Origin of the sequence: Micromonospora sp. NPDC047738 (assembly GCF_040642675.1) — a bacterium.
Classification (GTDB): domain Bacteria; phylum Actinomycetota; class Actinomycetes; order Mycobacteriales; family Micromonosporaceae; genus Micromonospora.
In genome coordinates, this window is the sequence record NZ_JBEYSO010000004.1 from 326,159 (window position 1) to 338,176 (window position 12,018).

Here is a 12,018-nt window from a genome sequence, read left to right on the forward strand (position 1 = left end):
GGCCGACCAGGGCCGTCGGCACCCACGCCGGCGGCCTGGTCCGTCCCGCCGGGGCGGTCGCGCCGCCCGGCCGCCACGAGGGCGGCGTCAGGCCGCGACCAGCTCCCCCGCGACGGCCGACTCCCGGACCGGCATCACCCGGTGCAGACCGGTGGCCCGCAGCACCCGGGCGACCACCGGGCCGGGATCGACCAGGACCAGCTCGCCGCCGCGGGCCCGGACCCGCAGGTGCGCGGCGACCAGCGTGCGCACCCCGGCCGCGGAGAGCAGCCGCACCCCGGAGAGGTCCACCCGCAGCACGGGCCGCGCCGGGGCCGCCCAGAGCGCGGCCCGGAACGATCCCACGGTGGCGATGTCGATCTCGCCGATCGCCCGGATGTCCACCTCGTGGTCGCCCACGCTGATCTCGACGTGGAACCGGTCGCTGTGCTGCCCCATGCCGAGAAACCTATCCCGGGGGACCGACACTTCCCGCCTGCCGGAACCCGGGATCCGGGTACGTCCCGGGTCCAACCCCGAGAGCCTCAGGGGATCCCCCCGGACCCGCACGCCGGCCACCGCGGACGCGGTGGTGGTTGGTGCCGCGCTGGTCTCCGGCGCGCTGCCCGATGTCGCGCGACACGCCGCTGGCAACTGCCCGACCGGGCATCGGCGGGGAACAATGACCGGATGGCCGTCCCCCGCCGGCGCCCGCCGCTGCTGATCCGGCCGGTCCGTGAGCCGGCCACCGTGCCCCCGCCGCTGGACGGGCCGTGGGCCCCCACCGACGACCGCCTCGACCGGGCCGACCTGCTGCCGCTGCCTGACGGCGGGCACGGTCCGGAGGACGTGCTGATCGACCCGGAGGGCAGGGCGGTCAGCGGCGACGAGCAGGGCCGGCTCTGGTGGTGGCCAGCGGACGCCCCAACCGGCACCCGGCCCACCCTGCTCGCCGAGACCGGCGGCCGGCCGCTCGGCATCGAGGTGGACCCGGTCGACGGCGGGCTGCTGGTCTGCGACGCGTACCGGGGGCTGCTGCGGGTCACGCCGGACGGGGCGGTGCGCGAGTTGACCGGCAGCGGGGAGGTGCATCTCGCCGACAACGCCACGGTGGCCCGGGACGGCACGGTCTACTTCACCGACAGCTCCGATCGGTTCCCGCTGTCCCACTGGAAGCGGGACCTGCTGGAGCACCGCCCCAACGGGCGGGTGCTCGCGTACGACCGGCGGACCGGGCGCACCGAGGTGGTGACGAGCGGCCTGTACTTCCCCAACGGGGTGGCGTTGGCCCCGGACGAGTCGGCGCTGATGCTGGTGGAGACGGCCACGCACCGGCTGCTCCGGGTGGACCTGCCGGAGGGGCGGGCCACCGTGCTGGCCGATCTGCCGGCATACCCGGACAACGTGTCGGCGGTGGGCGACGGCACCTACTGGATCGCGCTGCCCAGCCCCCGGCTACCGAGCATGGAGAAGCTCCTGCCGCATCCCCGGGTGCGCCAACTCGTCGCGCTGCTGCCCGGCGCGGTGCAGCCGCAGCCCCGCCGCTACGGGCTGGTCGCGCTGGTGGACGGCGCCGGGCGGGTGCTGCGGACGCTGCACGGGCCGAGCGGGGCGTACCCGATGATCACCGGGGTGCGGCAGCACGGGCAGCAGCTCTGGCTGGGCAGTCTGACCGCCGCGGGCGTGGCCCGGGTGGACCTGAGCTGACGGACAGAGCCGGCCCGCCGTGGCTCCCGCAGGGGCACCGCCGGGCCGGCCTCGGTCGTTCCTCCCCGGTGGTCAGCCGCCGCTGCTGGAGGGCGCGGGAGCGGGCGCCGACCCGCCGGCCACCGCGCCCGGGTGCGGCGTGGCACTGACCGTGGGCTTGAGCCCGGCCGGTACGGGCAGCGCGCTGCCCTTGGCGAACTCGTCCCAGCCGACGTTCCAGGCGGTCCACCCGTTGCCGGCCTGCAGCTGCACCTCGGTGCCCTTGACCGTCACCAGGTCACCGACCTGGGTGATGCCCATCAGCCAGTCCGCCGCCGCGTTGGAGACGTTGGCGCAGCCGTGCGAGACATTGGTGTAGCCCTGGTCCCCTTCCGACCACGGCGCGGCATGGATGAACTCGCCGCCCCAGGTGAGGCGCTGGGCGTCGTCCACGTCGACCACGTAGCCGCCGGTCGCCTCACCCCGGGTGTCGAAGGTGGTCCGGTCGAACTTCTCCATGATCACCATGTTGCCGCTGGAACTGGGCGTGTCCGGCTTGCCGAGGCTGACCGGGATCTTCTTGAGCAGCTTGCCGTCCTGGTAGACCGCCATCTGCTTGGTGGCGTTGTCGATGTCCAGCGAGACCTGCCGGCCGATCTTCGAGGAGGCCGACCGGTCCGCGTCGCCGATCCGGTCCGTGCCGATCGGCAACCCCTCCAGCCCGGCCCGCACGCTGATCTTCGTGCCCGGCTTCCAGAAGTCCGGCGCCCGGTAGTAGACCTGCGTGCCGTCCCCCACCCACGACCAGGTGCCCGGCTGCGGCGGGTCCGTCTTCACGAACAAACGGCGCTGCACGTCCGCCCGGGCCTCCTTCGGAATGCCCGGCTCGAAAGCGACCACCAACGGCATCGCCGTCCCGTAGGTCTGCTCCCCGCTGAAATACAAAGTGCTCTTGATCGCCTGTTTGGTCGATTTCGCCATCGTCGTGAACGTCGTCTTCTGCGTGCTCGTCCGCCCCTTGTCGCCGGTGGCGGTCACCTCCGCCGTGTACGTCCGCGAATTCTGCAACGGCCGGGTCGGCACCCAGCCCGACCCGTCCTCGCGCGGCTCGGCCGGCACCTGCGCGCCCTTGTCGTCGGTCAACCGCACGCCGGTGATCTTCCCGTCCTTGACGGTGGCCCCCACCTCGGCGCTGACCGGCACGTCCTTCGTCTTGTCCGCCGGCGTCACCGTGATCGACGGGGGTGCGGCGCCCTTGCCGCCCACCGACTTCGGTCCGGCGGTGCACGCGCCGACCGCCAGTGGCGTGGCTGCGATGGTCACCGCGAACAGCGTCATTCGCCGCCTCAGGTCCATTTCCCCACCCCCATTTCCAGTCCCTTCGTTCCCATTCTGTCGGTCATCTGAGAAGCTGTAGGCCGTTCCGAACAATTGCTTGACCGAGGCGACTTAAGTTTTGTCGACCGCGTACGGAATGACATTTCTTCGCCCAGTCAGTCCCATTCGTCGTCGCCGTGGTTGCGTTCCCACCGGCCACCGATGGGCGGGGTGTCCAGCCGGGTGGGGCCCTCGGCGTTCCCGGCCAGGTCGTTGTCCTCGACCCGGCAGTCCACGCAGCTGCCCCGTTCGGTGATCCAGAAGCCATGGGTCTGGGTGGCCGGGCGCAGACTGTCCCAGATCCGGTTGCCCCGGATGCTGGCCGAGTCGAGTGCGGCGTGCACGGTGATGCCCGCCCGCGTCTCGGGCGCCGCCGACAACTCGTACCCGGTGCCGGGCACCGGGACGTCGGCGCTCCAGGCGGTTATCGCGTCGGGGCGGACCGGCGCCAGGGTGAGCTCGGTGGCATTGTTCGCGGCCACCAGCGCCATCCGGCCGTCGACCCGGACCACCTTGCCCCGGTGCTCGTCCTCCTGCCACTCGGCCCGCCGGTCGACCACCAGCTTCTCGCTGTACCGCACCGAGTCGCCGCCGCCCCGGACGACCGGGCCACACTGCCGCCCGTTGCTCCGGATCCGGTTGCCGGTGATGATCGCGTCGACGATCGGCCGGTCGATCCGGATCGCGTCCAGGCTGTTGCCGTAGAAGTCGTTGCCCTCGATGACGACCTCCCGGGCGCACTCCTGCTCCTCGCCACCCAGGCTGCGCTGGTGATACCCGTACCGGCCGTTTCCCGTGATCCGGTTGCCCCGGATCGTGTACGGGCCGGGGGTGTTGCCGATGCTGACCCCGTCGCGCACGTTGCCGTCGATCACGCAGTCGCTGAGAATGCCGCCCCGACCGGCGGTGCCCGTGGTGCCCTTGGCCGAGACGTGGAAGCCCGCCTCCAGGTTCCCGGTCAGCGTGCAGGCGGAGACGATCAGGCCGTTGGCGCCCCAGTCGGAGATGCCGAACCGGTTGCCCTGGGCGTGGCAGCCGACGATCCGGATCCCCCGCGGCCGCAACGCCCCGGCCTGCTGCAACTCCAGAAAGATCCCGCTGGTGGCGTTGCCGACCGACGAGCAGTTGACGATGTTGACCCGCTCGATGCTGCCCCACCCGCCGACCCCGATGCCGATGCCGGCCCCGCCCATCTCGGTGCCGTTGTCCAGCCGCCCGCAACCGGCCACCAGCAGACCGTCGATCAGGCAGTCCTGGAGGAAGTCGCAGCCCAGGCCGGTGGCCGCGGTGTGGTGGATGTAGAGGTTGCGGAACACGCCCCGCACGACGTACTGCAGGCCCAGCCCCTTGGCCAGCGGGTTGTACTCGGCCGACGCCACCCCGGAGCCGTCGATCTCGAAGTCGGCGAAGGAGCAGTCCGCCAGGTGCCGCTCCCGATCGGCACCGTGCAGCGCCGCCGTGTGGAAGGCCAGCGGGGTGGGATCAGCCCGGTTGCCCGAGTTGCTCAGCACGAACCGGGTCGCGCCCGGACCGGCGCCGAGCAGCGACACCCCGCTGCGCCAGACCGTGCCGGCGTCCCGGATCGAGTACACCCCGGGCGGGCAGTAGATCACCCGGGCCCGCCGGTCGGCGGCGTACGCGTCCCCCAGCCGATCCACCAGCGCGGCGAACGCGGGCTGGTCGTTGGTCGTCCCGTCCCCGGTCAGCCCGTGCTGCCGGGCGTCGCACATCAGCGGCGCGCCGGCGACCGGGTGCGGGCGTACGCCACCGGCGGAGGGCACGTGCGAGTGCTCCATCCCGTTCCTCCCCCTCGGCGACCGGGCTCGCATTCCCGGTCCCGCAGCGGAGAAACGGCGGACGGCCCCGGCCCCGGGCGTGGACGGGGCCGAGGCCGGGTCGGTGGGTCAGACGTTCGCCACCAGCAGGGCGGGCTGCTCGACGCAGTCCGCCACGTGCCGCAGGAAGCCGCCGGCCACGCCGCCGTCGCAGACCCGGTGGTCGAAGGTGAGGCTGAGCTGCGTCACCTTGCGGACCGCGAGCTGCCCGTCGACCACCCAGGGCTTGTCCACGATGCGGCCGACGCCGAGCAGCGCCGCCTCCGGGTGGTTGATGATCGGGGTGGAGCCGTCCACACCGAACACCCCGTAGTTGTTCAGGGTGAAGGTGCCGCCGGTCAGCCGCGCCGGGGGCAGGCTACCGGCCCGGGCCGCGGCGGTGGTCTCGGCGAGGGCGGCGGCCAGCTCCCGGGTGGTCAGCCGCTGGGCGTCGCGGAGCACCGGGACGACCAGGCCCCGGTCGGTCTGCGCGGCGATGCCCAGGTGCACCCCGGCCGACTGGATGATCCGCTGCCCCTCGGTGTCCACGTGCGCGTTGAGCTGCGGGTACTTCCGCAGACCGCTCAGGCAGATCCGGGCCAGCAGGGCCAGGATGCTGACCGGCGCGTCCGGGGTGGCGGCGTTGATCGCGGCCCGGGTCGCGAGCAGCCCCGTGGCGTCCACGTCGACCCAGATGGTCACCTCGGGGATCTCCCGCCGGCTGCGGGAGAGCTTGTCGGCGATGGCCTTGCGGATGCCGGTCAGCGGGATGACCACGTCACCGTCCCCGTCGGGGGCGAGCCCGACATGGGGGTCCGGCACCGCGGCCAGCCGGGTGGCCGGGGCGGCCGAGGCGACCTCCACGTCGGCGCGGCGGATCACCCCGCCGGGGCCGGTGCCGCGTACCGACGCCAGGTCGATCCCGCGCTCCTTCGCCAGCCGCCGCACGATCGGCGAGATGACCAGGGCGCTCGGCCGCGTGGCCTCGGCCGCGACCACGCCGGCAGCGGCCGGGGCGGTGGCGGTCGGGGCCGGGCCGGCGACGGCACCGACCGGCGCGGCCGACGGGGGCTCCGCGGCCAGCGCGAGCCGCGGGCGGCGGCGCCGGCGGCCCGAGCCGCCGTGCCCCGTGCCGTACCCGATCAGCACGTTGCCGGAGCCGGCGCGCTCCTCCTCGCGGTAGGTGGCGTGCGGGTCGTCCCCTTCCGCACCGTCGAGTGGGGCGATGGTGATCAGCGGCTGGCCGACCGGGCGGACCTCACCCGCCGCGCCGTGCAGGGCCACGACCCGGCCGGCGTACGGGCAGGGCACGTCGACGACCGCCTTGGCGGTCTCCACCTCGACCACGGTCTGGTCCACGGTGACCACGTCGCCGACGGCGACCCGCCACTCGACGATCTCCGCCTCGCTGAGCCCCTCGCCAAGGTCCGGCAGGAGGAAGTCGCGAGTCTGCCGGGTGGTGGTCATGCCGCCACCTCCCTGCGGTCGGCGTCGTCATGACCTGCGGGGCGGAGCCGAATGATTCGCTCGCTGCGCTCGCTCATGCCGCCACCCACCGGGTGTCGGGCTGGTCGTCCCACTGGAGGCGGGCCACCGTGTCCAGCACCCGATCCACCGAGGGCAGGTGGGTATGCTCCAGCATCGGCGCCGGGTACGGGATGTCCAGGCCGGACACCCGCAGCACCGGGGCGTGCAGGGCGTGGAAGCAGCGCTCCTGCACCCGGGCGGCGATCTCCGCGCCGACCCCGGCGAAGCCCTGCGCCTCCTGGATCACCACGCACCGGCCGGTCTTCCGCACCGACGCGGTGACCGTGGCGTCGTCGAACGGCACGATCGTGCGTACGTCGACGACCTCCAGGTCCCAGCCCTCCTCGCGGGCGGCCTCGGCCGCCTCCAGCGCGACCGGCACCGCCGGCCCGTACGCGACCAGGGTGGCGTCGGTGCCCGCCCGGCGCACGACGGCCCTGCCGAACGGCGCGGTACGCGCCGGCAGCTCGGCCTCGGCGCTGGAGAAGTAGAGCTTCTTCGGCTCCATGAACACGACCGGGTCCGGGTCGTCGATCGCCTCGCGCAGCAGCGAGTACGCGTCCTCGACCGTGGCCGGGGTGACCACCTTCAGGCCCGGGGTGTGCGCGTAGTACGCCTCGGAGGAGTCGCAGTGGTGCTCCACGCCGCCGATGCCGCCGGCGTACGGGACCCGGATGACGATCGGCACGCTGAGCGCGCCCCGGGTGCGGTTGCGCAGCTTCGCCACGTGCGAGGCGATCTGCTCGAACGCCGGGTACGCGAACGCGTCGAACTGCATCTCGACCACCGGCCGCAGCCCGGACATGGCCAGGCCGACGGCGAAGCCGACGATGCCGGCCTCGGCGAGCGGGGTATCGAAGCAACGCTTGTCGCCGAACCTGGCCTGCAGGCCGTCGGTGATCCGGAAGACGCCGCCCAGCTGCCCGACGTCCTCGCCGAAGACGACCACCCGCTCGTCGTCCAGCATCGCGTCGGCGAGCGCGGCGTTGAGCGCCTTCGCCATGGTCATGGTGGCCATCAGGCGTCCCCCTCCTCGTCGCGGGCGGCGGCCAGTTCGGCGCGGACCTGCTCACGCTGCTCGACCAGCTGCGGGGTCGGCTCCGCGTACACGTGGTCGAAGAGGCTGAGCGGGTCCACCGCCGGCTGGGCGTTCATCCGGTCGCGCAGCGCGGCCGCGTACGCCTCCGCCTCGTCGGCGATGGCGGCGACCGCCGCGTCGTCCAGCACGCCCCGGGCCCGCAGGTAGATCTCCAGCCGGGCGATCGGGTCGCGGTCCCGCCACGCCTCGACCTCCTCGGCGTCCCGATAGCGGGTCTGGTCGTCGGCGTTGGTGTGCGGTTCCATCCGGTAGGTGTGCGCCTCGACCAGGAACGGCCCCTGGCCCGACCGGGCGTGCTCCACCGCGCGGGTGAGCACCGCGAGCACGGCCACCGGGTCGTTGCCGTCGACCTGCTCGCTGGGTACGCCGTAGCCGATGCCCTTGTACGCCAGGCTCGGCGCGGCGGTCTGCCGGGACAGCGGGACGCTGATCGCGTACTTGTTGTTCTGCACGAAGTAGACGACCGGGGCCTTGAACACGGCGGCGAAGTTGACGCCCTCGTGGAAGTCGCCCTCGCTGGTCGCGCCGTCGCCGATGAAGGCCAGCGCCACGGTGTCCCGCCCCTGGTACGACTCGCCGTAGGCCAGGCCCGCGGCGTGCACGCACTGGGTGGCCAGCGGGGTGCACTGCGGCGCGGTATGCCGGGCCGCCGGGTCGTACCCGCAGTGCCAGTCACCGCGCAGCAGGGTGAGCACCTCGACCGGGTCGATGCCCCGGGCGGTCAGCGCCATCGACTCGCGGTAGGTGGGGAAGACCCAGTCGGTGTCGTGCAGCGCGAGGACCCCGCCGACCTGGCAGGCCTCCTGGCCGCGCGAGGACGGGTAGACGGCGAGGCGACCCTGCTTGGTCAGTGCGGTGGCCTGCACGTCGAAGCGGCGGCCGACGACCATCCGCCGGTACATCTCGCGGAGCGCGTCGAGCGGCGGCTCGGGGTAGTCGTCCCGGGCCGGCAGCGGAGTGCCGTCCGGGTTCAACAGACGGACCGGCTCGGTACGCGGCAGCAGCCCGGCCGACGGGTCGGCGGCGGCGGGGGTGGCCTTCCGGCGGGTGCGGGGGGATGCCCTGCGGACCGCCTGGGGTGTGGTCGTCACGGCGGGGACCTCCTGGACGTGTGGTGGACCTATGCTCACGCCGTCGGATGATTGACTCAAGTTGCCCGTTGAACGCGGGACGAATGGCATGACTGGGAGCGGTTCATGAGCCAGGAGACCAGCCCGGTACCGGGCGTGGCGGGCGGAACGGGACGTTCGGCCGGGCCGCTCGACGAGGTGGACCGGCGGATCCTGCGCGAACTGGTCGACGACGGCCGACTCTCCATGCGCACGCTGGCCGAACGGGTGCACGTCTCGCGCACCAACGCGTACGCCCGGGTGGAGCGCCTCATCCGGGACGGGGTGATCACCGGGTTCCGGGCCCGGGTGGCGCCGGAACCCGCCGGGCTGGGCACGTCGGCCTACATCGCGCTGACCATCGAGCAGAACACCTGGCGGGAGGTGTCCGAGGAACTGGCCCGGGTGCGCTACGTCGAGCACGTGGCGCTGCTCAGCGGCGAGCACGACGTGCTGGCCCTGGTCCGGGCGCCGGACAACGCCACCCTGCGGGACGTGGTGCTGGAACGGGTGCAGAGCATCGCCGGGGTGCTGTCGACGCGCACCTGGCTGGTCTTCGAGGAGTTCGACGGGACGCAGACCCTCTGGCCGTAGGCGTCAGCGTTCCGGCGGCGCCTCCAGGCCCTCCCGGTCGGCCAACTCCAGCAGCGGCTCCAGGGAGAACCGGCGGTCGTCCAGGCCGGCGTGCGGGTCGCCACGCTCGGCGAACCGGGCCGGCAGGCTCACCACGTCGAAGTCCTCCGGCCGCGCGTCGTCCAGCTCCGACCAGTCCAGCGGGGCGGAGACCAGCGCCCGCGGGGTGGGCCGGATCGAGTACGCCGACGTGACGGTGTGATCGCGGGCCATCTGGTTGTAGTCCACGAAGACCGGCCGGTCCCGCTGCTCCCGCCACCAGGTGGTGGTCACCAGGTCGGGCAGCCGGCGCTGCATCTCCCGGCCCAGCGCCAGCACCGCCCGCCGGCACTCGCCGAAGCTCCACCGCGGCTCGATGGACAGGTAGACGTGGATGCCCCGACCGCCGGTGGTCTTCGGGTAGCCGACCAGCCCCAGCTCGTCGAGGAACGCCCGCACCTCGTGGGCGACCGGGACCACCTGGGCGAAGTCCACCCCGGGCATCGGGTCGAGGTCGATGCGGAGCTGGTCGGGATGCTCAACGTCGCCGGCGGACACCGGCCACGGGTGGAAGCGCAGAGTGCCCAGGTTGACCGCCCAGATCACCACGGCCAGCTCGCTCGGGGCCACCTCGTCGGCGGTCCGGCCGCTGGGGAAGGTGATGTGCGCGGTGCGCACCCAATCGGGCGCCCCGGCGGGCAGCCGCTTCTGATAGAACGCGTCGCCGCGATTGTCCTGCCGGGTGGCGATCTTCGCGCCCTCGAACACGCCGCGCGGCCACCGCTCCAGCATGGTGGGCCGGTCGCGCAGAGCGCGCAGGATGCCGTCGCCGACGGCGAGGAAGTAGCGGACCACGTCGAGCTTGGTCAGCCCGCGCTCCGGGAAGTACGGCTTGTCGGGGCTGGAGACACGGACCACCCGCTCGCCTACCCGGATCTCCTCGGCCGCCGTGGTCGCCACGCCTCACACGGTAGCGGGCTACGGGCCGCCGCGGTCGCCCGCCGCGCAGCGGGCCGATCAGGAGATCAACGTGATGCCCACGACGACGAGCGGCAGCCCGACGAACAGGAAGATCCCGACACCGGTGAGGACCCGGCCACCGCCCCCGGTCTCCTGCTCGGGTGCGAGCCCGAAGGCGGCCCGGGCGCCGAGCATGCCGACCCGGCTGAGGGTGAGGTCGCCGGTGACGCCGAGCAGCGCCCCGACGACGACCAGGGCGATACCGAACCGGGTGACAAACTCGCCGCCGGACACCGCCACCCAGACGCCGGCGGCGACCGCGACCACCACCAGCGCGATCGCCAGCAGCACCAGGGCTTCCCGCAGACCCTTGAGGACCGTCATCGATGGCTCCATCCCGTCGTGTCGGACGGGACATTCTGCTCCACCGATGGGTCTGCCCGCTGCCCCGTTCGCGACAGCGGTCAGTCGAGCGGCACCATCCGGGAAGGGCTGGAGTCGCGGCAGCCGGGACCGGGCGGCGTCCGTCCGGCCCCGGCCACGCCGGTGCTCAGCGCCCTTCCTGCTGCATACGCGCCATGAGCATCTGCTTGCCCTGGTCACCGGCCTTGCGGTTGTTCTCCTGGATCTTGCGGAACCAGTTGGCGAGCTCCGTGTCGCCGCGCTTGTCCGCGTCGGCGATGTACGTGTCCATCCGGTAGATGTTCTCCAACGACATCTGCACCGTGTGGATCAGGTCGTAGTTCTTGTCCCGTACCGGACTCATCTGTTCCTTGGTCATGGTCGTGGCCACGACACACCTCCCCCTGTCTCGGCTTCCGGTGGCGCCAGCGCTTACCCGCCTGCGGCCGGTTCACGCGCCGCCCGGCCGAGGGCCGCCCGACGGCCCGCACGGTTACGCCCGCCGCGCCCGGGTACCGGTGGCCGCATGGCGGAACTGGCGGCGCTGTGGATCGTCCGGCACGGCGAGAGCACGGCGAACGTCGCGGCGAGCCGGGCGGAGGCGGCCGGCGCCGAACTGACCGGCCTCACCCAGCACCGCGACGCGGATGTGCCGCTGTCGCCGACCGGGCAGGAGCAGGCCCGGGCCACCGGCCGCTGGCTCGCCAAGTTGCCGGGGACGCACCGGCCCGACGTGGCGGTGGTGTCGCCGTACCTGCGGGCGGTGCAGACGGCCGAGCTGGCGCTGGCCGGCACGGGCATCCCGGTCAGCCGGGACGAGCGGCTGCGCGACCGGGAACAGGGCATCCTCGACGGCCTGACCGAACACGGGGTGCGGCAGCGGTATCCGGCGGAGGCGGAACGTCGGGCCCGCCTCGGCACGTTCTACTACCGGCCCCCCGGCGGCGAGTCCTGGCCCGACGTGGCGCTTCGGCTGCGCGCTCTCCTCGGTGACCTGCGCCGCGACCACGAGGGTCGGCGGGTGCTGCTCTTCGGCCACGACGCCCTGGTCTTCGTGCTCCGCTACCTGCTGGAGGGGCTCACCGAGGACGAGCTGAGGGGGCTGACCCGGGACTACTCGATCGGCAACTGCTCGGTCACCGGCTGGTCCGTCGACGCCGCGGGGCGGCTCGCCCCGGAGATGTTCAACGACGTCACCCACCTGCACCCCCGAGCCAAGCAGCCGGAACGTGGGTCTGCCGACCCAAGGACCAGCTACGGGCCTGACAGCGGACGGGCTTGATGGCTCCTCCCCTGCCCGGTGGACCGCAGCTGCCGGCCGCGACCGGGCTCCGTACCGGGGCCGGTCCTACGTGGCCGGCCCGTAGCGGGACCGTAGCCAGGCGATAGCGAGCTGGCCCAGGCTCGCGGCGGGCGCGGGACATCCCCGCCGCCCGTTCCGGGTCTCTCGCCA

Annotated in this window: 12 protein-coding genes; 3 read left to right on the plus strand and 9 right to left on the minus strand. The window is 73.2% G+C overall.

Annotation, left to right across the window (positions count from 1 at the left end; translation table 11 throughout):
• Positions 1-87: 87 nt before the first annotated feature.
• Complete coding sequence (locus ABZ783_RS09710; RefSeq protein ID WP_357435799.1) at positions 88-438, minus strand: STAS domain-containing protein; 351 nt, start codon at positions 436-438, stop codon at positions 88-90.
• Between the two features lie 231 nt (positions 439-669).
• Here ABZ783_RS09710 and ABZ783_RS09715 point away from each other — a divergent pair, with 231 nt between their 5' ends.
• Positions 670-1,686 (plus strand): SMP-30/gluconolactonase/LRE family protein, encoded by a 1,017-nt coding sequence (locus ABZ783_RS09715; RefSeq protein ID WP_357435801.1) that lies wholly within the window; start codon positions 670-672, stop codon positions 1,684-1,686.
• 72 nt (positions 1,687-1,758) lie between these two features.
• Here the strand turns inward: ABZ783_RS09715 and ABZ783_RS09720 are convergent, their stop codons facing one another.
• The 5 genes from ABZ783_RS09720 to pdhA all read right to left on the minus strand — a co-directional run bounded on the left by ABZ783_RS09720 (position 1,759) and on the right by pdhA (position 8,606).
• Entirely contained in the window at positions 1,759-3,021 is a 1,263-nt protein-coding gene (locus tag ABZ783_RS09720) for an Ig-like domain-containing protein (RefSeq protein ID WP_357435802.1), read from the minus strand.
• Positions 3,022-3,158: 137 nt separating this feature from the next.
• Entirely contained in the window at positions 3,159-4,838 is a 1,680-nt protein-coding gene (locus tag ABZ783_RS09725; protein WP_357435804.1) for a right-handed parallel beta-helix repeat-containing protein, read from the minus strand.
• A 108-nt stretch (positions 4,839-4,946) separates the two neighbouring features.
• A complete protein-coding gene (locus tag ABZ783_RS09730) occupies positions 4,947-6,323 on the minus strand; it encodes a dihydrolipoamide acetyltransferase family protein (protein ID WP_357435805.1) in 1,377 nt (458 codons plus the stop codon).
• A 73-nt stretch (positions 6,324-6,396) separates the two neighbouring features.
• A complete protein-coding gene (locus ABZ783_RS09735; RefSeq protein ID WP_357435807.1) occupies positions 6,397-7,401 on the minus strand; it encodes an alpha-ketoacid dehydrogenase subunit beta in 1,005 nt (334 codons plus the stop codon).
• Positions 7,401-8,606: a pyruvate dehydrogenase (acetyl-transferring) E1 component subunit alpha gene (pdhA, locus tag ABZ783_RS09740; RefSeq protein ID WP_357435977.1), complete on the minus strand. Its 1,206-nt coding sequence runs from the start codon at positions 8,604-8,606 to the stop codon at positions 7,401-7,403. The genes ABZ783_RS09735 and pdhA overlap by 1 nt, the downstream gene beginning before the upstream one ends.
• Positions 8,607-8,678: 72 nt before the next feature.
• On the opposite strand from pdhA, the gene ABZ783_RS09745 reads away from it, so the two are divergent.
• Positions 8,679-9,185 carry an Lrp/AsnC family transcriptional regulator gene (locus ABZ783_RS09745; protein WP_357435808.1) on the plus strand — a complete coding sequence of 169 codons (507 nt, stop codon included), beginning with the start codon at positions 8,679-8,681 and terminating at the stop codon, positions 9,183-9,185.
• 3 nt (positions 9,186-9,188) lie between these two features.
• Here ABZ783_RS09745 and ABZ783_RS09750 read toward each other — a convergent pair whose 3' ends face one another.
• From ABZ783_RS09750 to ABZ783_RS09760, 3 genes are all read right to left on the minus strand, one after another.
• Positions 9,189-10,163, minus strand: coding sequence for a DNA primase small subunit domain-containing protein (locus tag ABZ783_RS09750; protein WP_357435810.1), 975 nt, complete (start codon positions 10,161-10,163; stop codon positions 9,189-9,191).
• Between the two features lie 57 nt (positions 10,164-10,220).
• The gene (locus tag ABZ783_RS09755; RefSeq protein ID WP_357435811.1) at positions 10,221-10,547 is read right to left on the minus strand and encodes a hypothetical protein; all 327 of its coding nucleotides are present in this window, start codon (positions 10,545-10,547) and stop codon (positions 10,221-10,223) included.
• A 166-nt stretch (positions 10,548-10,713) separates the two neighbouring features.
• Positions 10,714-10,956 carry a hypothetical protein gene (locus ABZ783_RS09760; RefSeq protein WP_357435812.1) on the minus strand — a complete coding sequence of 81 codons (243 nt, stop codon included), beginning with the start codon at positions 10,954-10,956 and terminating at the stop codon, positions 10,714-10,716.
• Positions 10,957-11,091: 135 nt separating this feature from the next.
• On the opposite strand from ABZ783_RS09760, the gene ABZ783_RS09765 reads away from it, so the two are divergent.
• Positions 11,092-11,847, plus strand: coding sequence for a histidine phosphatase family protein (locus ABZ783_RS09765; RefSeq protein ID WP_357435813.1), 756 nt, complete (start codon positions 11,092-11,094; stop codon positions 11,845-11,847).
• The last annotated feature ends 171 nt before the right edge of the window (positions 11,848-12,018 follow it).